Source organism: Saccharothrix algeriensis (assembly GCF_016907655.1).
In the GTDB taxonomy this organism is placed as follows: Bacteria; Actinomycetota; Actinomycetes; order Mycobacteriales; family Pseudonocardiaceae; genus Actinosynnema; species Actinosynnema algeriense.
In genome coordinates this window covers 5,345,437-5,365,701 of the sequence record NZ_JAFBCL010000001.1, presented here as the reverse complement: position 1 = coordinate 5,365,701, position 20,265 = coordinate 5,345,437, and the positions used below count along the sequence as shown (strand labels likewise).

Annotated in this window: 19 protein-coding genes and 1 pseudogene; 7 read left to right on the top strand and 13 right to left on the bottom strand. The window is 74.9% G+C overall.

Going from position 1 to position 20,265, the window contains the following annotated elements; all coding sequences use genetic code 11:
- The first annotated feature begins 4 nt into the window (after positions 1–4).
- The 5 genes and pseudogenes from JOE68_RS24585 (at position 5) to JOE68_RS24565 (ending at position 6,899) form a co-directional block, all read left to right on the top strand.
- Positions 5–1,621 (top strand): phosphoglucose isomerase-related protein, encoded by a 1,617-nt coding sequence (locus JOE68_RS24585; protein WP_204844630.1) that lies wholly within the window; start codon positions 5–7, stop codon positions 1,619–1,621.
- A gap of 76 nt (positions 1,622–1,697) precedes the next feature.
- Entirely contained in the window at positions 1,698–3,239 is a 1,542-nt protein-coding gene (gene zwf / locus JOE68_RS24580) for a glucose-6-phosphate dehydrogenase (RefSeq protein WP_204844629.1), read from the top strand.
- Positions 3,236–4,213 (top strand): annotated as a pseudogene (opcA, locus tag JOE68_RS24575) (glucose-6-phosphate dehydrogenase assembly protein OpcA); the annotation flags it as partial. The gene zwf and the pseudogene opcA, both read left to right, overlap by 4 nt.
- 425 nt (positions 4,214–4,638) lie before the next feature.
- Entirely contained in the window at positions 4,639–5,418 is a 780-nt protein-coding gene (gene pgl / locus JOE68_RS24570; RefSeq protein ID WP_204844628.1) for a 6-phosphogluconolactonase, read from the top strand.
- A gap of 194 nt (positions 5,419–5,612) precedes the next feature.
- Positions 5,613–6,899: a sensor histidine kinase gene (locus JOE68_RS24565; RefSeq protein ID WP_204844627.1), complete on the top strand. Its 1,287-nt coding sequence runs from the start codon at positions 5,613–5,615 to the stop codon at positions 6,897–6,899.
- 40 nt (positions 6,900–6,939) lie between these two features.
- Here the strand turns inward: JOE68_RS24565 and JOE68_RS24560 are convergent, their stop codons facing one another.
- The gene (locus JOE68_RS24560; RefSeq protein WP_307819869.1) at positions 6,940–7,743 is read right to left on the bottom strand and encodes a hypothetical protein; all 804 of its coding nucleotides are present in this window, start codon (positions 7,741–7,743) and stop codon (positions 6,940–6,942) included.
- Positions 7,744–7,791: 48 nt separating this feature from the next.
- Here JOE68_RS24560 and JOE68_RS31395 point away from each other — a divergent pair, with 48 nt between their 5' ends.
- Complete coding sequence (locus JOE68_RS31395) at positions 7,792–8,703, top strand: hypothetical protein (protein WP_239562340.1); 912 nt, start codon at positions 7,792–7,794, stop codon at positions 8,701–8,703.
- Between the two features lie 198 nt (positions 8,704–8,901).
- On the opposite strand, the gene JOE68_RS24550 is transcribed toward JOE68_RS31395, so the two are convergent.
- From JOE68_RS24550 to uvrC, 9 genes are all read right to left on the bottom strand, one after another.
- The gene (locus JOE68_RS24550) at positions 8,902–9,246 is read right to left on the bottom strand and encodes an RNA polymerase-binding protein RbpA (RefSeq protein ID WP_015103628.1); all 345 of its coding nucleotides are present in this window, start codon (positions 9,244–9,246) and stop codon (positions 8,902–8,904) included.
- A 38-nt stretch (positions 9,247–9,284) separates the two neighbouring features.
- On the bottom strand, positions 9,285–9,518 hold the full coding sequence (secG, locus tag JOE68_RS24545) for a preprotein translocase subunit SecG (RefSeq protein ID WP_184695615.1): 234 nt from the start codon (positions 9,516–9,518) through the stop codon (positions 9,285–9,287).
- A gap of 90 nt (positions 9,519–9,608) precedes the next feature.
- Positions 9,609–10,397 carry a triose-phosphate isomerase gene (gene tpiA, locus JOE68_RS24540; protein ID WP_204844626.1) on the bottom strand — a complete coding sequence of 263 codons (789 nt, stop codon included), beginning with the start codon at positions 10,395–10,397 and terminating at the stop codon, positions 9,609–9,611.
- Entirely contained in the window at positions 10,397–11,560 is a 1,164-nt protein-coding gene (locus JOE68_RS24535; RefSeq protein ID WP_204844625.1) for a phosphoglycerate kinase, read from the bottom strand. The genes tpiA and JOE68_RS24535 overlap by 1 nt, the downstream gene beginning before the upstream one ends.
- A 35-nt stretch (positions 11,561–11,595) precedes the next feature.
- A complete protein-coding gene (gap, locus tag JOE68_RS24530) occupies positions 11,596–12,600 on the bottom strand; it encodes a type I glyceraldehyde-3-phosphate dehydrogenase (RefSeq protein WP_204844624.1) in 1,005 nt (334 codons plus the stop codon).
- 433 nt (positions 12,601–13,033) lie between these two features.
- On the bottom strand, positions 13,034–14,020 hold the full coding sequence (gene whiA / locus JOE68_RS24525; protein ID WP_204844623.1) for a DNA-binding protein WhiA: 987 nt from the start codon (positions 14,018–14,020) through the stop codon (positions 13,034–13,036).
- The gene (locus tag JOE68_RS24520; RefSeq protein ID WP_204846267.1) at positions 14,011–15,036 is read right to left on the bottom strand and encodes a gluconeogenesis factor YvcK family protein; all 1,026 of its coding nucleotides are present in this window, start codon (positions 15,034–15,036) and stop codon (positions 14,011–14,013) included. The genes whiA and JOE68_RS24520 overlap by 10 nt, the downstream gene beginning before the upstream one ends.
- A gap of 17 nt (positions 15,037–15,053) precedes the next feature.
- The gene (gene rapZ / locus JOE68_RS24515) at positions 15,054–15,911 is read right to left on the bottom strand and encodes an RNase adapter RapZ (RefSeq protein WP_170212153.1); all 858 of its coding nucleotides are present in this window, start codon (positions 15,909–15,911) and stop codon (positions 15,054–15,056) included.
- A 26-nt stretch (positions 15,912–15,937) separates the two neighbouring features.
- Complete coding sequence (uvrC, locus tag JOE68_RS24510) at positions 15,938–17,908, bottom strand: excinuclease ABC subunit UvrC (protein WP_204844622.1); 1,971 nt, start codon at positions 17,906–17,908, stop codon at positions 15,938–15,940.
- Positions 17,909–18,049: 141 nt separating this feature from the next.
- Between uvrC and JOE68_RS24505 the strand changes: the two genes are divergently transcribed.
- Positions 18,050–18,259: a helix-hairpin-helix domain-containing protein gene (locus tag JOE68_RS24505; RefSeq protein WP_204844621.1), complete on the top strand. Its 210-nt coding sequence runs from the start codon at positions 18,050–18,052 to the stop codon at positions 18,257–18,259.
- A 55-nt stretch (positions 18,260–18,314) separates the two neighbouring features.
- On the opposite strand, the gene JOE68_RS24500 is transcribed toward JOE68_RS24505, so the two are convergent.
- The 3 genes from JOE68_RS24500 to JOE68_RS24490 form a co-directional block, all read right to left on the bottom strand.
- Positions 18,315–18,803 carry a Rieske (2Fe-2S) protein gene (locus JOE68_RS24500; protein WP_204844620.1) on the bottom strand — a complete coding sequence of 163 codons (489 nt, stop codon included), beginning with the start codon at positions 18,801–18,803 and terminating at the stop codon, positions 18,315–18,317.
- Between the two features lie 161 nt (positions 18,804–18,964).
- On the bottom strand, positions 18,965–19,357 hold the full coding sequence (locus tag JOE68_RS24495; RefSeq protein ID WP_204844619.1) for a Rieske (2Fe-2S) protein: 393 nt from the start codon (positions 19,355–19,357) through the stop codon (positions 18,965–18,967).
- Between the two features lie 14 nt (positions 19,358–19,371).
- The gene (locus JOE68_RS24490) at positions 19,372–19,860 is read right to left on the bottom strand and encodes a hypothetical protein (protein ID WP_204844618.1); all 489 of its coding nucleotides are present in this window, start codon (positions 19,858–19,860) and stop codon (positions 19,372–19,374) included.
- Positions 19,861–20,265: the final 405 nt, after the last annotated feature.

Here is a 20,265-nt window from a genome sequence, read left to right as displayed (position 1 = left end):
GCACATGACCGAGGTGGTCTCCGTGGAGATCGTCCGCTCGCCGAACGAGGACCAGGTCGCCATCGTGGTGGGCGACCTGGTCCGCGACCGGGTGGCGAGCAAGCTCACCGCAGGCGACGCCGCGCTGTGGGGCCCGGCGGCGGAGCCGGAGGCGTCCGTCCGGCTCGCCTGGACCGGGCTGCACGAGACGTCGCGCCCGCTGGTGGGCGAGGTCGAGGCGCTGCGGGCGGAACTGCTCGCCGAGGGCGTCGACCGCGTGGTGCTCGCCGGCATGGGCGGCTCGTCGCTCGCCCCCGAGGTCATCACCGGCACGGCGGGCGTGCCGCTGGTGGTGCTCGACACCACCGACCCCGGCCAGGTCGCCGACGCGCTGGCGGGCGACCTGCGCCGCACGGTGCTGGTGGTGTCGTCCAAGTCCGGCGGCACCGTGGAGACCGACAGCCACCGGCGGATCTTCGAGGCCGCGTTCGCCGCCGAGGGCGTCGACGCGGCCTCGCGGATCGTCGTGGTGACCGACCCCGGCTCGCCGCTGGAGGCCGCGGCGCGGGAGGCGGGCTACCGCAAGGTGTTCCTGGCCGACCCGAACGTGGGCGGCCGGTACTCGGCGCTGACCGCGTTCGGCCTGGTGCCCTCGGGGCTGGCGGGCGCGGACATCGGCCGGCTGCTCGACGAGGCGGCGGCGGTCGCGCCCGCGGTGGCGGCCGACTCGCCGGACAACCCGGCGGTGGTGCTGGCGGCGACGTTCGCCGTGGCGCACGCGCACGGCGCGGAGAAGGTCGTGCTGGCCGACACCGGCTCGGGCATCGCGGGCCTGGGCGACTGGGCCGAGCAGCTGATCGCCGAGTCCACCGGCAAGGACGGCACCGGCCTGCTGCCGGTCGTGGTCGAGGGGCCGGGCGCGCCGGGGTTCGTCGACGCCCGCTCCGACGCCACCACCGTCGCGATCGGGCCGGCCACCGGCTCGTCGTCGGTCGCGGTGGAGGGCCCGCTGGGCGCGCAGTTCCTGGTGTGGGAGTACGCGACGGCGCTCGTCGGGCGGGTGCTGGACATCAACCCGTTCGACCAGCCCGACGTGGAGGCGGCCAAGAAGGCGGCCCGGTCCCTGCTGGACGCGCCCGCCGCCGCGCCCGCCGTGCCCGCCTTCGTGGACGGCCCGATCGAGGCCCACCCCAGCGAGGGCTGGCTGCCCGCCGACGTGAAGACCGTCGCCGAGGCGCTCAAGGCGCTCGTCGCCGCCGCGCCCGACCACGGCTACCTGTCCGTGCAGGCTTACCTCGACCGGCTGGACGACGCGTCGTTCGCGCTGGTCCGGCCCGAGCTGGCGCAGCGGACCCACCTGCAGACCACCTTCGGCTGGGGTCCCCGGTTCCTGCACTCGACCGGCCAGTACCACAAGGGCGGCCACCAGAACGGCGTGTACCTCCAGCTCACCGGCGCGTCGGAGACGTCGCTGGACGTGCCGGGCAGGCCCTACGACCTGGGCGCGCTGCAGCTGGCGCAGGCGCTGGGCGACGGCCAGGTGCTGGCCGACCGCGGCCGGCCGGTGCTGCGGCTGCACCTGACCGACCGCGTCGCCGGGCTGGCGCAGCTGGTCGAGGCGATCCAGGAGGACGGTTCGTGACCGGGTCGCCTCGTCCACCGCGCACCGCACCGCTCACGGCGGCACGGCGCCGCCGCCGGCACACCGAGGAGGGGCGTTGACGGCGCCGACCAAGCGCAACCCGCTGCGCGACCCCCGCGACAAGCGGCTGCCCCGCATCGCCGGGCCGTGCGGCCTGGTGATCTTCGGCGTGACCGGCGACCTGTCGCGCAAGAAGCTGATGCCCGCGATCTACGACCTGGCCAACCGGGGCCTGCTGCCGCCGGGCTTCGCGCTCGTCGGCTTCGCCCGGCGCGACTGGGCCGACCAGGACTTCATGCAGGTCGTGCACGAGGCGGTCAAGCAGCACGCGCGCACGCCGTTCCGGCCGGAGGTCTGGGACCAGCTCGCCGAGGGCATCCGGTTCGTCCAGGGCACGTTCGACGACGACACCGCGTTCGACACGCTCGCCACGACGATCACCGACCTGGACCGCGAGCGCGGCACGGGCGGCAACCACGCGTTCTACCTGTCGGTGCCGCCCAGCGCGTTCACCACGGTGGTCAACCAGCTCAAGCGCGCGGGCCTGGCCACGCCGCCGACCGAGAGCCCCGGCCAGTGGCGGCGGGTGGTCATCGAGAAGCCGTTCGGGCACGACCTGGGCAGCGCGCGGCAGCTGAACAGGATCGTCAACGAGGTCTTCCCCGAGGAGTCGGTGTTCCGCATCGACCACTACCTCGGCAAGGAGACGGTGCAGAACATCCTGGCGCTGCGCTTCGCCAACCAGCTCTACGAGCCCATCTGGAACGCCAACTACGTCGACCACGTGCAGATCACCATGGCCGAGGACATCGGCCTGGGCGGGCGCGCGGGCTACTACGACGGCATCGGCGCGGCCCGCGACGTGATCCAGAACCACCTGCTGCAGCTGCTGGCCCTCACGGCGATGGAGGAGCCGGTCTCGTTCCGGCCGTCGGACCTGCGGGCGGAGAAGGTCAAGGTGCTGTCCGCGACCCGGCCGGTGGGCCCGTTCGACGCCACCACCGCGCGCGGCCAGTACACCGGCGGGTGGCAGGGCGGGCAGAAGGTGCCCGGCCTGCTGGAGGAGGGCGGCTTCGCCAAGGACTCCACCACCGAGACCTACGCGGCGATCACCTGCGAGATCAACACGCGGCGGTGGGCGGGCGTGCCGTTCTACCTGCGCACCGGCAAGCGGCTGGGCCGGCGGGTCACCGAGGTGGCCGTGGTGTTCAAGCGCGCGCCGCACCTGCCCTTCGACGACACCGCCACCGAGGAGCTGGGGCAGAACGCCCTGGTGGTGCGGGTGCAGCCGGACGAGGGCGTGACCATGCGGTTCGGCTCCAAGGTGCCCGGCAACACCATGGAGGTCCGGGACGTCACGATGGACTTCGGCTACGGCCACGCGTTCACCGAGTCCTCCCCCGAGGCTTACGAGCGGCTGCTGCTGGACGTGCTGCTCGGCGAGCCGTCGCTGTTCCCCAAGAACGACGAGGTCGAGCTGTCCTGGGAGATCCTCGACCCCGTGCTCGCGCACTGGGCCGCGAACGGCGCGCCGGAGAAGTACAAGGCGGGGACCTGGGGCCCGGCGTCGGCGGACGAGATGCTGGCCCGCACCGGTAGGCACTGGAGGCGTCCGTGATCATCGACCTGCCCTCGACCACCACGTCGCAGGTCAACAGCAAGCTCGTGCAGCTGCGCGAGGAGGGCGGCGCGGTCACCCTCGGCCGGGTGCTGACCCTGGTCATCGTCACCGACGACGGCGCGAAGACCGAGGACGCCGTCGACGCGGCCAACGACGCCAGCCGCGAGCACCCCTGCCGGGTGATCGTGGTGGCCCGGGGCGCGCGCAAGGCCGCGCCCCGGCTGGACGCGCAGATCCGGGTCGGCGGCGACGCGGGCGCGTCCGAGGTGATCGTGCTGCGGCTGTACGGGGAGCTGGCCAACGAGGGCGCGTCGTGCGTCGTGCCGCTGCTGCTGCCGGACACCCCGGTGGTCGCGTGGTGGCCGCACGAGGCGCCCGCGGCGCCCGCGAACGACCCGATCGGGCAGCTCGCGCAGCGGCGGATCACCGACGCGGCGGCCGAGAAGAACCCGATCAGGGCGCTGGACCAGCGCCGGGCCGGCTACACGCCGGGCGACACGGACCTGGCGTGGACGCGGCTGACGCTGTGGCGGGCCATGCTCGCCTCGGCGCTCGACCTGCCCCCGCACGAGAAGGTCACCGAGGCGGAGGTCGGCGGCGAGGCCGACTCGCCGTCCACCGACCTGCTGGCCGCGTGGCTGGCGGGTGCGCTGCGGGTGCCGGTGAAGCGGTCCAAGGCGGCGCGCGGCGAGGGCATCGTGGACGTGCGGCTGGTGCGCCGGTCCGGCGTGGTGGAGCTGGTGCGCCCGGACGGCCGCGTGGGGACGCTGTCCCAGCCCGGCCAGCCCGACCGGCGGGTGGCGCTGCAGCGCCGCGAGATCCGCGACTGCCTGGCCGAGGAGCTGCGCCGGCTCGACCCCGACGAGGTGTACGAGGTGGCGCTGGGCGCGCTGGGCAGGATCGTGCGCGGGCGCGGCCCGGTGAAGGCCGCGGCGGCGCGCAAGCCCACGACGCCGGCCAGGGGCGCGGCGACCCGGACCACGGCGGCCAGGGGCGCGGCGAAGGCCCCCGACCCGAAGGCCGGGGCGGCTCCCGCCGAGGCGGCCGAGGCCGAGGCCGGGGCGGCTCCCGCCGAGGCCGTCCGGAACAAGGCGGCGCAGAACAGGGCGACGCAGAGCAGGGCGACGCAGAGCAGGGCGACGCAGAGCAGGGCCGCGCGGGGCAGGACCCAGGCCAAGGGCGCCCGGGGCGAGGAGTCCCAGGACAGGGCTGCCCGGGACGAGGCGACTCGGGACGAGGCGGCCCCGGCGAAGGTGGCCCCGGCCGCCAGGTCGACGGCCGGCAGGTCCACGTCGGCCGCCGCCAGGACCTCGGCGGGCAAGGCGGCGTCGGCCAAGCCGCCGGCGGGCAAGTCGGCCGCCGGCGAGGCGCCGAAGAGCAGGTCGAGGGCGAAGGCATGAGCCGCCCCGAGGTCGTGGTGCACCGCGACGGCGACCTGCTGGCCGCCGCCACCGCCGCCCGCCTGGTCACCAGGCTGGTGGACGCCCAGGCCGCGCGCGGCTGGGCGTCGCTGGTCCTGACCGGCGGCCGGACCGGCACCGCGGTGCTGGAGCAGCTGCGCGCCACACCGGCCCGCGACGCCGTGGACTGGTCGCGGGTGGACCTGTACTGGGGCGACGAGCGCTTCCTGCCCGCCGGCCACCCGGAGCGCAACGAGACCCAGGCCAGGGCCGCGCTGCTGGACCACGTGCCGGTGGACCCGGCCCGGGTGCACGCCGTGGAGCCCTCCGACGGCCGCTTCGGCGACGACCCGGACGCGGCGGCCGACGCCTACGCCGACGTCCTGGCCGCGGCGGCCCGGCCGGAGGACCACGGCCCGGTGCCGTCGTTCGACGTGCTGCTGCTGGGCGTGGGCGAGGAGGGGCACACCGCGTCGATCTTCCCCGGCTCGCCCGCCGCCTACGAGCGGGACCGGGCCGTGGTGGCGGTGCGCAACTGCCCCAAGCCGCCGCCCACGCGGGTGAGCCTCACGCTGCCCGCCCTCCGCCAGGCCCGCGAGGTGTGGCTGATGACCACGGGCGCGGCCAAGGCCGCGGCCGTGTCCATGGCGCTGACCGGCGCGGGCGAGGTCCAGCTGCCCGCGGCCGGCGCGACGGGCCGCCGCCGGACGCTGTGGCTGCTCGACTCGACGGCCGCGGCGAAGGTGCCGGAGCTGTTCACTCCCCCGCTCGCGTGACCCGTGCGGCGCCGGCCGGAGCCGGCGCCGCACGTGATACCTGTCACCTTTCGGCGGCTCTTTGCGCTCCCTTCACCGTGAACCGACGTTCGCGCTCGCAATTTTGTGGTCCTCACGCGTCCCAACCGGGTAACCGGAGCGTCTCGTTGGGTGATGCGGAGCGGGCGGGCACTTCGGGGGCGGAGGAGCGGGTCATGCCAAGCGCGGTGACGGCGCAGTACGGTGACGACCAGCGGGTGGCTGACACGGGAGGGCGAGTCCTGGCCGGCAACGCTGTCGAACGGCCGCCGAGCGGCGGGGTCAACGGCGTCCCCACCGAGCGGGCGCACCGCGCTGCCCGCGGCCTGCGGGCGCGGTTGGCGAGGCGCCGGCAGCTCTTCCTCGACGTGGGCGCGGTGGCGGTGGCCGCGTTCGACGTCTGGTTCTGGTTCGCCCCCGACGCCGAGTCCTACAACTACGTGCTGTCGATCATCGCGGTGGCCGCCCTGGTGCTCCGCCGGCGGTGGCCGTTCCTGGTGGTGCTGCTGACCGTGCCGGGGTTCCTGGCGGGCATGGCGCAGCTGGCCGCGATGATCGCCCTGGGCACGCTGGCCAGGCAGAAGCTGCTGGCGACGCAGACCTGCATCGCCGCCGGGCTGGTGTGGCTGAGCCGGTTCTTCCTGTGGCCGCCGCAGGACTTCTTCGAGCTGTCCTGGACCACCCACGTCCACGACGCCATCTACGGCTGCATCGTGGCGGGGATGCCGATCGCGATCGGCCTGCTGGCCCACGCGCGCGAGGAGCTGTCCGCCCGCATCGCCGAGCTCGCCGCCAGCCGCGAGCGGGAGCGCCTGCTGCACGCCCACGCCGTCCGCGCCGACGAGCGCGCCCGGCTCGCCCGCGAGATGCACGACGTGGTGTCGCACCAGGTGAGCCTGATCGCGATGCAGGCGGGCGCGCTGCGGGTGGGCGTCGCCGACCCGGACGCCCAGCGGGTCGCGGGCACCATCCGCTCGCTGAGCACCCGCACCCTGGACGAGCTGCGCCAGCTGGTCAGCGTGCTGCGGACGACCGGCGGCGACGACTCGCCGCAGCCGCGCGTGGAGGAGCTGCCCCAGCTGGTGGCGGGCGCGGGCATCCCGGCTTCGCTGTCCGTGCAGGGCCCGGTGCACGACCTGCCCGCCCCGATCTCCGGCGCGGTCTACCGCACGGTCCAGGAGGCGCTGACCAACGTGCGCAAGCACGCCGGCTGCGCGCCCACCGCCGTGCGCGTCCACGCCGACGCGGCCGAGCTGCGCGTGGAGATCCGCAACGACGCGCCGGTCGACCCGCGCGAGTGCCCCAGCCTGCCCAGCGGCGGCCACGGGCTGGTGGGCCTGCGGGAGCGGGCGGCGCTGCTGAACGGCACGTTCGAGGCCGGCCCGTCCGCCGAGGGCGGGTTCCGCGTCGCCGTCACCTTCCCGCTGGCCCGCACCCTCGACCGCTCCGGCGACGGCGCCTGACCGCCGCGGCGCTCCGGGCGGCCGGGGCCGGCGCCGGGCGTCACGCCGCGCCGCCCGGCGCCGGGCGGGCGATGCGCACGGTGGCCTCCGGGTCGACCGGCGGACCCGGCTCCGGCTCGGGCGCCGGGTGGGGCGTCAGGCAGCCCAGGGCGAACCCGGCCGCCGCCGCGCCCAGGACGAGCGGGAGCCCGACGGCCGGCGCGGGCGCCGCCACGCGCAGCACGGACAGCGAGACCACCGCGACCAGGCCGGTGCCCGCGCCGGCCGGCAGGAAGTGCGCGCCGCGCCGCCACCGGCTCGCGGGCAGCCGGCGGCGGGCCAGCGCCCGCAGCGCGCCGGCCCAGGCCAGCGCGGTCAGCCCGAGCGCGGCGATGCCGAACACCCCGTGCACCGACCACAGCGAGCCGCGCACGTCGCCCGTCGCGCCCACCGCCGCGACGACCTCGCGGTCGACGTCGAGCACCGCGACCTCGGTGGGCAGCAGGCCGGTCGCCCGCGCGCCGAGGTGCCCGAGGTCCAGCGCGAACGACCGGGTGACGCTCTGCCCGCCCGGGACGTCGAAGGGGACCGTCGTGTCGTAGGAGAACAGCGTCAGCCCCAGCGCCGCGCCGGCCAGGCGGACGGTCTTGACGTGCCGGACGGCGTCGGTCCCGTTGTGGACGGTCACCGAGATCCGCGCCGACCGGGACGGGTCGAGCACCAGGTCCCCGGAGCCGACCGGGGCGCCGTCCACCGTGGCGCTGAGCGTCACCGCGCCGCCGGAGGCGCCGGCGGACAGGGCGGTCGCCGCGGTGAGGGCACCGGCGAGGAGGAGCGAACCGAGCCCACCCATAATGCGTCTCACAGGGGCACCTCGGGGATTTCGGGGACGCGACGAGTCCGGGAGTTCGGGATGCGATCGGCAGGAACACTAGCTCTACTCGTCGTCGTCGCGGGCGGTGCCACCCACCCGCTCCCCGCCGCCGCGGCGGCGCGGCAGGCGCCCGCCATCACGATCACCCCCGCCGCGGGCGGCGCGGGGTCCGCGTTCACCGTCGACTGGGCCGGGTTCACCTGGGACCGGGACTGCTACCGACGGATGCAGCTGCTGTGGGACGACGCGGGCACCGTGCTGGCCACCCCCTGGCCGGGCCGCCGCGGGTCGGTCCGCGCCACCGTGCCGGCCGGCGCGGCGGCCGGTCCGCACACCGTCGCCCTGCGCACGGTGTGCCGGGGCAGCGTCGCGCACGCGACGTTCACCGTGACCGCGCCGCCGGGCGCCACCACGACCACCGGCCCGCCGGTCACCACGACCGCCGACGCTCCCCCGCCGGTCACCACCACCACCGCGCCGGCGGCGACCACCACCCGGTCGACCACCACGACCACGACCACCACGACGACGAGCACGACCGGCAGCTCGTCCGGCGGTCCCGCGCCGACCACCACGACCGCGTTCGAGGGCGGGGACGGCGCGCTGGTGCTGGACAAGGACCACGTCCAGCCGGGCGACCCGCTGACGGCCACCGGCACGGGGTGCCTGCCGGGGTCGGAGGTGCGGCTCAGCTCGCTGGGCGAGGACGTCGGGCGGGCCCGCGCCGACGGGTCGGGGACGTTCCGCACCGGGGTCGAGTTCGCGACCATCGAGCCCGGCCGGCACGTGGTCCGGGCCGACTGCGGCGTGATCCTGGTGGGCACCGTCGAGGTGGCCCTGACCAGCTCGACCGACGGGGCCGCCTCGACACCGGTGGTGCTGGCGCTGTTCCTGCTGCTCGGGGCGGTGCTGCTGCGCCGGCAGCTCGCCTCGCTGCGCCGCACGGCCTGACACCGCCCGGCCCGCCCGCGGCGGCCCGACCGGACCGCCCCGGCGGGCCGCCGCAGCGCCGGGCCGGCCTCCGCGAGCACCACGCCGCCCTGCCCGCGGCGCGCGCCCACCTGCCGGGCTCCGCCCCGCGGCGAAGCCCCCGAGAGCGCGAACGGCCCCCGCGGCAGGTGCCGCGGGGGCCGGTCCGCTGCGTCGCAGCTAGGGCTCTTCGCGCTGCTTGCGCAGCTTGGTCAGCGCCTCTTCGAGGATCGCCTCCCCGTCCGCGTCGGAGCGCCGCTCCTTCACGTACGCCAAGTGCGTCTTGTACGGCTCGTTGCGCGGAGGAGCAGGGGGCGCCTGCTCGTCCCGGCCCGCCGGCAGACCGCACCGGGGGCAGTCCCAGTTCTCCGGGATTTCCGCTTCGACCGCGAACGACGGGCGCGACTCGTGCGCGTTGGCGCACCAGTACGACACCCGGCGCCGGGGCGCGGACTCGCCGCGCTCCGACTCGCCCATCGGGCCTGCGCCGACGCGGGTACCGCGAATCGCGTTACCTCCAGCCATCGACCCTCACACCCCCACCACGTGGATTCCCTCTGTCGTCAGTTGACCTTGAGCAGCAGCCCGATGCCGACGATGGCGATGACCCAGATCGCCCCGACGAACAGCGTCAGGCGGTCCAGGTTCTTCTCCACCACGCTCGACCCGGACAGGCTCGACTGCATCCCGCCGCCGAACAACGAGGACAGACCACCACCACGGCCCCGGTGCAGCAGCACCAGCAGGATCAGCAGGACGCTGGAGACGATCAACAGGATCTGCAGGAACAGGATCATTTCTTCCTCGCTGTCAGGCAGGTGACGCCACAGAGTACCCGGTCGACTGCCGACCGTGGACCACCTCCGTGGTGGGGGGTGTTCAAGGCATCAGGGTAGAGGCCCGCCGGCCGCGAGGGCGCAGAGCTTGCTGAACTCGTCCGCGTCCAGGCTCGCACCACCCACGAGGGCGCCGTCGACGTCCTTCTGCGCGACCAGCTCGGCGATGTTGCCCGACTTGACCGACCCGCCGTAAAGCACCCGAACGGCCGATGCCACGTCCTCGTCGTACAGCTCGGCGAGCTTGGCCCGCACCGCCGCGCAGACCTCCTGCGCGTCGGCCGCGGAGGCCACCTTGCCGGTGCCGATCGCCCACACCGGCTCGTAGGCGACGACGACGCCCTTCGCCTGCTCGGCGGTGACGCCCCGCAGGCCGGCCACCAGCTGGTCGGTGCAGTGCGCGACGTGGCCGCCCGACTCCCGCACGGCCACCTGCTCGCCGAGGCAGAAGATCGGCGTGACGCCGTGCTTGAGCGCGGCCCTGACCTTCTTGTTGACCAGCGCGTCGTCCTCGTGGTGGTACTCGCGCCGCTCGGAGTGGCCCACGGTGACGTAGGAGCAGCCGAGCTTGGCCAGCATCGGGCCGGACACCTCGCCGGTGTACGCGCCCGAGTCGTGCGCGGACAGGTCCTGCGCCCCGTACTTGAGCAGCAGCTTGTCGCCGTCGACCAGGGTCTGGATCGACCGGATGTCGACGAACGGCGGCAGCACGGCGACCTCGACCTTGGCGAAGTACTTCTCGGGCAGCGAGAAGGCGATCTTCTGCACCAGGGCGATGGCCTCCAGGTGGTTGAGGTTCATCTTCCAGTTGCCCGCGATGAGCGGCTGGCGCGTTGCCATCAGTCCTCCAGGACGGAGACGCCGGGGAGTTCCTTGCCCTCCAGGAACTCCAGGGAAGCCCCACCGCCGGTGGAGATGTGCGAGAAGCCGTCCTCGGGCAGGCCCAGGGCGCGCACCGCCGCCGCCGAGTCGCCGCCGCCGACGACCGTGAACGCGTCGCTGCGCACCAGCGCCTCGGCCACCGCGCGGGTGCCGCCGGCGAACGCCTCGAACTCGAACACGCCCATCGGGCCGTTCCAGAAGACCGTCCGCGCGTCGGCCAGCTTCGCGGCGAACAGCTCGCGCGAGGCCGGGCCGATGTCGAGGCCCTGGCGGTCGGCCGGGATCGCGTCGGCCGGGACCACGTCGTGGTCGGCGTCGGCGGCGAAGTCGGTGGCGGCCAGCACGTCGACCGGCAGCACGATCTCCACGCCGCGCGCCTCGGCGTCCTCCAGGAACCCCGCCACGGTCTCCAGCTGGTCCTCCTGCAGCAGCGACCGGCCCACCTCGTGGCCCTGGGCCTTGAGGAAGGTGTAGGCCATGCCGCCGCCGACGAGCAGCCGGTCGACCTTGGTGAGCAGGTTGGCGATGACGCCGAGCTTGTCGGACACCTTCGCGCCGCCCAGCACCACCGCGTACGGACGCCGGAGGTCGTCGGTGAGCTTGCGGAGCACCTCGACCTCGGCCAGCACCAGCTCGCCCGCGTAGGCCGGGAGCTCGCGCGCCACGTCGTAGACCGACGCCTGCTTGCGGTGCACGACGCCGAAGCCGTCGGAGACGAACGCGTCCGCCTTCGCGGCCAGCTCGCCGGCCAGGGCGGCGCGCTCGGCGTCGTCCTTGCTGGTCTCGCGCGGGTCGAAGCGGATGTTCTCCAGCAGCACCACGGTGCCGTCGCCGGCGGTCTCCGCGCCGAGGCGGACCTCGGCGCCGAGCAGCTCGCCGAGCCGCGCGGCGACCGGGGCCAGGGAGAGCGCCGGGTCGGGCGCGCCCTCGGGGCGGCCCAGGTGCGCGGCCACGAGGACGCGGGCGCCCGCGTCGGCCAGCGCTTTCAGGGTCGGCACCGACGCGCGGACGCGGCCGTCGTCGGTGATCTTGTCGCCGTCCAGGGGCACGTTCAGGTCGGCGCGCACGAGCACGCGCCGACCCGAGACGCCCTCGGCGATCAGGTCGCTGAGAGTCTTCACAACCGGTCTTTCCGATCGGGTGGCCGACGAGCGGGTCAGAGCTTGCTCGCGACCAGGGTGACCAGGTCGGCGAGGCGGTTGGAGTAGCCCCACTCGTTGTCGTACCAGCCCACGACCTTGATCTGGTTGCCGATGACCTTGGTCAGCGGGGCGTCGTAGATGCACGACGCCGGGTCGGTGACGATGTCGGTGGACACGATCGGGTCCTCGTTGTAGCGGAGGTAGCCCTTGAGCGCGCCCTCGGCGGCGGCCTTGTAGGCGGCGTTGACCTCGTCCACGGTGGTCTCGCGGCCGACGGTCACGGTCAGGTCGGTGGCCGAGCCGGTCGGCACCGGCACGCGCAGGGCGTAGCCGTCGAGCTTGCCCTTGAGCTCCGGCAGCACCAGGCCGATCGCCTTGGCCGCGCCGGTGCTGGTGGGCACGATGTTCAGCGCGGCGGCGCGGGCGCGGCGCAGGTCCTTGTGCGGCGCGTCCTGGAGGTTCTGGTCCTGGGTGTAGGCGTGGATCGTGGTCATCAGGCCGCGCTCGACCGTGAACTCGTCGTGCAGCACCTTGGCCAGCGGGGCCAGGCAGTTGGTGGTGCACGAGGCGTTGGAGATCACGGTCTGCGAGCCGTCGTACTGCTCGTGGTTGGCGCCCAGCACCACGGTCAGGTCCTCGCCCTTGGCCGGGGCGGAGATGATGACCTTCTTGGCGCCGCCCTCGTCGACGTGCTTGCGCGCGGCGGCGGCGTCGGTGAAGAAGCCGGTCGACTCGACCACGACGTCCACGCCGAGGTCCTTCCAGGGCAGCTTGCCCGGGTCGCGCTCGGCCAGCGCCTTGATGGTCTTGCCGTCGACCTCGATGCCCTCGTCGTTGACCCTCACGTCGTTCGGGAGGCGGCCGAGGACGCTGTCGTACTTGAGCAGGTGGGCCATCGTCTTGACGTCACCGAGGTCGTTGAAGGCGACGATCTCGATGTCGTGCCCGCCGGCCTGAACGGCGCGCCAGAAGTTGCGACCGATCCGGCCGAAACCGTTGACACCTACGCGAACCGTCACGGTGAGTCTCCTCGATACTCGACTGGCGATTGCGCCAGTGGGCGTGCGGATTGACTGTCACTTCCAGCCGCGAACCAGCCTAGCCTCCGCGCTGCGCCCCTGGTCACGTGGATCACCAGGATCTCTTTATCGAGCAAGAAAATCCAGCTCTACCGTTCAGTAACCACCACGGGCGGTCACGCGGGAACCCGCCCCGGGCTCGGCCGTCGGCAGGACGACCGTACCCGGACGGCGGCGCAGCGTCACCTCGACCGACCGGCGGTGGTCGCCGGGACGGCGCTGGTCGCCGGGACGGCCTGCCGCCCGCGCGCCGGCGGGCGGCGCACCGGCGGCCGGGGACCCGGGCGCCGGTCGGCCCGCCCCCGGCGGCGACCGCGGCCGGCGCGCCGGGCGTTCGGCTTCCCGCCGCCGCGGGGAGGCGCCGCGGGCGGGGTCAGACCTCCGCCTCCAGCATGTCCGCGGTGACGGCCGACTCCGTGTCGGGCATCCCCAGCTCCTTGGCGCGCTTGTCCGCCATCGCCAGCAGCCGCCGGATCCGCCCGGCCACCGCGTCCTTGGTCATCTGCGGCTCGGACAGCTGGCCCAGCTCCTCCAGCGACGCCTGCCGGTGCGCCAGGCGCAGCGCGCCCGCCGCCGCCAGGTGGTCGGGGGCCTCCGGGCCGAGGATCTCCAGCGCGCGCTGCACCCTGGCCGCCGCCGCGACCGCCGCGCGGGCCGAGCGGCGCAGGTTCGCGTCGTCGAAGTTGGCCAGGCGGTTCGCCGTCGCGCGCACCTCGCGGCGCATCCGGCGCTCCTCCCAGGCCAGCACGCTGTCGTGCGCGCCCAGGCGGGTCAGCATCGCGCCGATCGCGTCGCCGTCGCGGATCACCACGCGCTCCGCGCCGCGCACCTCGCGGGACTTCGAGCCGATCCCCATCCGCCGCGCCGCGCCGACCAGGGCCAGCGCCGCCTCCGGGCCGGGGCAGGTGACCTCCATGGACGACGAGCGGCCCGGCTCGGTCAGCGAGCCGTGCGCCAGGAACGCGCCCCGCCACGCCGCCTCCGCGTCGCACACCCCGCCGGAGACCACCGGCGCGGGCAGGCCGCGCACCGGGCGCCCGCGCGGGTCCAGCAGGCCGGTCTGCCGGGCCAGCCCCTCGCCGTCCTTGACCACCCGCACGACGAAGCGCGTGCCCTTGCGCAGGCCGCTGGAGGTGATGGTGAAGACGTCGGACTGGTGCCCGTACAGCTCGTGGACCTCGCGGCGCAGCCGCCGCGCCGTGGAGCCCAGGTCCAGCTCCGCCTCCACCACCACCCGGCCGCCCACGATGTGCAGGCCGCCGGCGAAGCGCAGCAGGGACGCGACCTCCGCGCGCCGGCAGCAGGTCTTGGAGACGGCCAGCCTGCTCAGCTCGTCCTTGACCGCAGACGTCATCGCCACGGCTCATCGCCTCCCCGGGTCTCGCGTTGTTCTCGCAGGGTTGTACTCGACGGCGCACCGGCCCCCGCAGGCAGGCCGTCCAAGGCCCGGCCGATGCTCGCCGCCAGGGCGACCGGGTCGTGGCGGTCGGGCGAGCCCGGCAGCGCGATCGGCGACAGGTGCGCCGCGGCCCCGAGAGCTGCGGCGGCGCGCCGCAGGCGGTCCGGGACGGGCACCGCGCCGGCGTCGGCGATGACGGCGTCCACCCGCAACGTGGGCGCGTGCTCGCACAACACGTCGAGGTGCAGCTCCGGCGAGAAGCCGGCGGTTTCCCCCGGTTGGGGGACGAGGTTGAGCACCACGACCTTGCGGGCCCGCGTCCGGGTCAGCGCCTCGTTCAGCTCCGGCACCAGCAGGTGCGGCAGGACGCTGGTGAACCACGACCCCGGCCCGAGCAGCACCACGTCCGCGCCGAGCACCGCCTCCACCGCCTGCGCGCAGCCCCGGGGCGGCTGCCCCGGGCCGCCCGGGCCGTGCAGGCGGATGCGCTGCACCCGGCCGGGCGTGGTGGCGACCGCGACCTGGCCCCGGATGCGGCGCACCACGTCCGCGTCCTCGTCCAGGCCGGTGACGTCCGCCTCGATCTCCAGCGGCTCGGTGCACATCGGCAGCACCCGGCCGCGCACGCCGAGCAGGCGGCAGGACTCCTCCAGCACCGCGACCGGGTCGCCCAGCTGCTCCAGCAGGCCCGCCAGCACGAGGTTGCCCACGGCGTGGCCGGCCAGCGCGCCCGTGCCGCCGAACCGGTGCTGGAACAGCTCCGCCCACAGCGCGCCGCTGCCGCCGCGGTCGGCCAGGGCGACCATCGCCTTGCGCAGGTCGCCGGGCGGCAGCAGGCCCAGCTCGCGGCGCAGCCGCCCGGACGAGCCGCCGTCGTCGGCGACGGTCACCACCGCCGTCACGTCCTCGGTCACCTGCCGGAGGGCGGTGAGCGTCACGTGCAGACCGCGCCCACCGCCCAGTGCCACGGCCCGCAGGCCGACCGTCCTGCGGCTCACTCGCGTCCCAGGTCCCGGTGGACGACCTTCACGGCCATGCCGTCCTCGGCGGCCAGCCGCGCGGCCAGCTCCTCGGAGATGGCCACGCTGCGGTGCTTGCCGCCGGTGCAGCCCACGGCCAGCGTCAGGTACCGCTTGCCCTCGCGCCGGTAGCCGGCGCCGATCAGCCGCAGCAGCTCGTGGTAGCGGTCGAGGAACTCCTCCGCGCCCTCCTGGGTGAGCACGTAGTTGCGCACGTCGCCGTCCAGCCCGGTCTGCTCGCGCAGCTCGGGGATCCAGAACGGGTTGGGCAGGAACCGCACGTCCATGACCAGGTCGGAGTCCATCGGCAGGCCGTACTTGTAGCCGAAGGACAGCACCGTCACGCGGGTGCGGGTCGCCGACTCGGTGCCGAAGGTGTCCTCGATCTTGGCCCGCAGCTGGTGCACCGACAGCGCGGAGGTGTCCAGCACCAGGTCGGCCTCCTCGCGCAGCGGCGTGAGCAGGATCCGCTCGGCCTCGATGCCGTCGGCCAGCCGGCCGTCGGCCTGCAGCGGGTGGCCGCGCCGGACCGACTCGAACCGCCGGATCAGCACGTCGTCGGTGGCCTCCAGGAACAGCACCTTCGGCTTGTAGCCGCGGGCGTCGAGGTCCTTGATCACCGCCGCCAGGTCCTCGGTGAACGCGCGGCTGCGCACGTCCATCACGACCGCGACCCTGGTGATGGCGCCCCGCGCCTGCGCGCCCAGCTCCACCATCGTCGCGATCAGCTCGGGGGGCAGGTTGTCCACCACGAACCAGCCCAGGTCCTCCAGGCACTTCGCGGCGGTGCTGCGGCCCGCTCCCGACAGGCCCGTCACCACCGCGACCTCGATGCCGGACTTCTCGCCGGCCTGTGCGCTCACGTGTGCTCCCTCTGGTCGTCGGCCGCGCCGACTCCTCCGGTCCCGGCCGCGCCCAACGTCGCGCGCACGGCCTCGGCGGTGCGCCTGCCCACCCCGGGCACACCGCTGATCTCCTCGATGCTCGCCTCGCGCAACCTCTTCAGCGAGCCGAAGTGCTTGAGCAGCGCGGCCTTGCGGGTCTGCCCGAGGCCCGGCACGTCGTCCAGGGCCGAGGTCGTCATCCGCTTGGACCGCTTCTGCCGGTGGTAGGCGATCGCGAACCGGTGCGCCTCGTCGCGCACCCGCTGCAGCAGGTAGAGGGCTTCGCTGGTGCGGGGCAGGATCACCGGGTCGGGCTCGCCGGGCACCCACACCTCCTCCAGCCGCTTGGCCAGGCCGATCACCGCCACGTCGGTGATGCCCAGCTCGGCCAGCACGTCCGAGGCCGCCTGCGCCTGCGCCGCGCCGCCGTCGACCACCAGCAGGTTGGGCGCGTAGGCGAAGCGCCGCGGCCGGCCGGTCTCCGGGTCGATGCCCGGCAGCGGGCCCTCCTCGCGCGCGGCGTTGTCGCGCAGGTGGGCCTGGAACCGCCGGCGCACCACCTCGGCGATCGAGCCCACGTCGCCCTGCTGCGCCCCCTCGCGGACGGCGAAGCGCCGGTACTCCGACTTGCGCGCCAGCCCGTCCTCGAACACCACCAGCGAGGCCACCACGTCCGTCCCCTGCACGTGGCTGATGTCGGTGCACTCGATGCGCAGCGGCGCGGTGTCGAGCCCCAGGGCCTCCTGCAGCTCCTGCAGCGCCGCCGACCGGGCCGTCAGGTCGCCCGCGCGGCGCAGCTTGTGCTGCTGGAACGCCTCCTTGGCGTTGCGCTCGACGGTCTCCATCAGCGCCCGCTTGTCACCGCGCCGGGGCACCCGCAGCACGACCCGGCCGCCCCGCAGGTCGCCCAGCCAGCGCTCCACGGCCGCCGCGTCGTCGGGCAGCTCGGGCACCAGCACCTCGCGCGGCACCGGCGCGGCCTCCACCCCGCCGGCCTGCGCCGACTCCGCCTGCTCGCCGTAGAACTGGGTGACGAACTGGTCGACCAGCGCGGCGACGCCGGTCTCCCCCACCTTGTCGACCACCCAGCCGCGCTGGCCGCGCACCCGGCCGCCGCGCACGTGGAAGACCTGGACCGAGACCTCCAGGTCGTCCTGGGCGAAGGCGACCACGTCGGCGTCGGTGCCGTCGCCGAGCACCACGGCCTGCTTCTCCAGGGCGCGCTTGAGCGCCGCCTGGTCGTCGCGCAGGCGGGCGGCCCGCTCGAACTCCAGCGCCTCGGCGGCGGCGGTCATCTCCCGCTCCAGCCGGCGCACCATGGCGTCGGTCCGGCCCGCCAGGAAGTCGCAGAAGTCCAGCACGACGTCCCGGTGCTCCTGGGGGGTGACCCGGCCCACGCACGGCGCGGAGCACTTGTCGATGTAGCCGAGCAGGCAGGGACGGCCGATCTGGTTGTGCCGCTTGAACACGCCCGACGAGCAGGTGCGGGCCGGGAAGACGCGCAGCAGCAGGTCCAGCGTCTCGCGGATGGCCCACGCGTGCGCGTAGGGGCCGAAGTAGCGCACGCCCTTGCGGCGCGGGCCCCGGTAGACGTGCAGGCGGGGGAACTCCTCGCCGAGCGTGACCGCGAGCACGGGGTAGGTCTTGTCGTCGCGGTAGCGGACGTTGAACCGGGGGTCGAACTCCTTGATCCAGTTGTACTCCAGCTGGAGGGCCTCGACCTCGGTGCCGACGACGGTCCACTCCACGCCGGCGGCGGTGGTCACCATCTGGCGGGTGCGCGGGTGCAGCCCGGCGACGTCGGCGAAGTAGGAGTTCAGCCGCTGCCGCAGGCTCTTGGCCTTCCCGACGTAGACGACGCGACCGCCCGCGTCCCGGAACTTGTACACACCGGGGGCGTCGGGGATGGTGCCTGTCGCGGGGCGATAGGTCGACGGGTCGGCCACCCGACAAGACTACGTGCGGCCACCGACAATCCCTCGGGCGGCCGACCCGTGCCGGGGGCGCGCGCGACCGGTCCGCCCCGTCCCGCGCCGGTGCGCCTAGGCTCGCGGTGATCCTTGTCGTCGGAACCGCCGGAGGGGCAGATGGCGCCGCAGGACGCCGTGGACACGGAGTACCCGGTGGGGATCGGGCGGACCGCCCGGCGGGTGCTGGAGCTCAACGGGTACACCCGCTACGAGCAGCTGACCGGGGTGTCGGCGGCGGAGCTGCTCGCCCTGCACGGGGTCGGGCCCAAGGCGGTCCGGATCCTGGGCGAGGAGCTGGCGGCGAGGGGCCTGGCCTTCGGCGCGTGAGCGGGGCCGGCCGCCGGTCCGGGCCGGTCGGGACCGGCCCGGACCGGGACCGGGCTCAGGCCAGGACGACCTGGTCGCCGCGCACCTCGACGGGCACCTCCGTGAGCCCCCTGGTCGCGGGGCCCTTCATCAGCGAGCCGTCCGCCGCGCTGAACCGGCTGCCGTGGTTGGGGCAGGTGATCGTGCCGTCAGCCGGCGCGGCGACCGGCGTCCCGGCGTGCGGGCAGGCCGCGTCGAAAGCCTTCACGACTTCGCCCGTCCGGGTGACCACGAGCTGCCTGCCGCCGGCCTCCACGACGACGCCGCCGCCGTCGGGCACCTCGGACAGCGCCACGACGCCCCCGGCGGGCGCGCCGCCCGTCGCCGGGGACGAGCCGCCCGTCGGGGTCCCGCCGCCGGTGGTGCCGGCGGGCGGGCCGCTCGTGCCGCACGCGGCCAGGCCGCCGGGCACGGCCAGGGCGACGAGCACCCCGCACAGCACCGAGCGGCGGGACGGTCCCGGGCGCTCGGCTCGGTTCTCGACTGGGTCCTCGGTGGTGCTCAAACCGGTCCTCCGCGGTGTGGTGGGTGGTCGCTGCCGTCGCACTGGCGACTACGACACCACGCGCGCGGCGGTTCGACACCCCGACCGCCCGTTGCTGTCGACATCGACAGGCATCGACAAGCACAGCCAGGCACCGGCGGGCCCGGCGGCCCCCGCGCGGCTCAGGCCAGCAGGACGTCCTCGCCGGAGACCCGCACCGGCACCTCCGCCAGGCCCTTCGGCGACGGCCCGGACAGCACGGCCCCCGTCTGCGGGTCGAACGCGCTGCGGTGCGTCGGGCAGGTGATCACACCGGCCGCCGGCGGGTCGACCACGGTCCCCTGGTGCGGGCACGCCGGGTTGAACGCGCGGACGCCGTCCGCGGAGCGCACCAGCAGCAGCTGCCCGTCGCCGGGCAGGTCGACCAGCGCGCCGGAGCCGGTCGGGACGTCGGCGAGCCCGGCGATCCGGTCCCCCGCCCGGGCGGAACCCACACCGGGCCGGCGGGTGGGCGCGGCCGAGCCGCACCCGGTCAGGGCGAGCAGTCCGCACAGCAGCAGCGTCCGTCGTTCCACCCGCCCATCCTCGCCTACCGGTCCTGCGCCGCCGCCGTCCGGGCCAGCGCCAGCACGGCCGTGAACGGCGGGAACCAGTGCCGCGAGTGCGACGGCGGGTGCGCCCAGCGCAGCGAGCCGTAGCGGGTCATGGTGGGCGGCAGCGCGATCCGCTGCGGCGAGCGGACGAACTGGACCTCGGGCGGCGCCTTGAGGTGCGTGGGCAGCAGGGCGACGAGTTCGGCGAGGAAGATCCAGTGCTCCCGGGGCCCCGGGATGACGGTGACCGGCCCGGCCAGCATCCTGGCCTTGAGGTCGGCCAGCACGCGCGAGCCGATCCGCGCCGGCATCGCCAGCGCGGTGGTCGCCGGGCCCAGCGGCAGGAAGACGCCCTGCTCGGTGACGGACACCTTCCAGCCCAGCAGCCGGTAACCCGCGATCGCCTCGCCGAGCGCCTGCTGGTGCGCGCGGTCGCGGTGCCCGTTGCGCGGGCTGGTCTGTGCGGTGGTGGCGGTGGTGCTCATCAGCGGAGGTCCCTCCCCGGTCGGGTGGAGCGGGCGGGTGCTCCGGCTCGGGGGTCGTCCCGGCTCGGGCACACACGGCAGGGTGGGCTGAACCGGTCCCGCCCACCACACCCGCCGCGGGTGGCGGCCATGCACCGGGCGCATCAAGTGGACCCGCCACCCGACGCCACCAGCGCCCGACACGACGCCCGACCCCGTCTTATGCAGCGGGTGAATGGACTCGCCCTCACATCTCGATACACTTCCGGGCACGCTCAGTGACGGGAGCGAGCCGATGGAACCGAAAGCTCGAAGAGCATCCAGTACCAGGCGTGCTTGCCCGTCGTGCGGAGCGGTCCTCGCCGCCGACAACACCGACCGGCTCTGCCACCGGTGCCGGCGCAACGCGCGTACCGACATCTACGG

What these genes read in the sequence shown, in the direction of transcription:
- JOE68_RS24565 (WP_204844627.1), top strand. Translation starts at nt 5,613, where the DNA reads ATGCCAAGCGCGGTGACGGCGCAGTACGGTGACGACCAGCGGGTGGCT.
- JOE68_RS31395 (WP_239562340.1), top strand. Translation starts at nt 7,792, where the DNA reads ATGCGATCGGCAGGAACACTAGCTCTACTCGTCGTCGTCGCGGGCGGT.
- tpiA (WP_204844626.1), bottom strand. Translation starts at nt 10,397, where the DNA reads ATGGCAACGCGCCAGCCGCTCATCGCGGGCAACTGGAAGATGAACCTC.
- pgl (WP_204844628.1), top strand. Translation starts at nt 4,639, where the DNA reads ATGAGCCGCCCCGAGGTCGTGGTGCACCGCGACGGCGACCTGCTGGCC.
- JOE68_RS24585 (WP_204844630.1), top strand. Translation starts at nt 5, where the DNA reads ATGACCGAGGTGGTCTCCGTGGAGATCGTCCGCTCGCCGAACGAGGAC.
- secG (WP_184695615.1), bottom strand. Translation starts at nt 9,518, where the DNA reads ATGATCCTGTTCCTGCAGATCCTGTTGATCGTCTCCAGCGTCCTGCTG.
- JOE68_RS24550 (WP_015103628.1), bottom strand. Translation starts at nt 9,246, where the DNA reads ATGGCTGGAGGTAACGCGATTCGCGGTACCCGCGTCGGCGCAGGCCCG.
- JOE68_RS24490 (WP_204844618.1), bottom strand. Translation starts at nt 19,860, where the DNA reads ATGAGCACCACCGCCACCACCGCACAGACCAGCCCGCGCAACGGGCAC.
- JOE68_RS24505 (WP_204844621.1), top strand. Translation starts at nt 18,050, where the DNA reads ATGGCGCCGCAGGACGCCGTGGACACGGAGTACCCGGTGGGGATCGGG.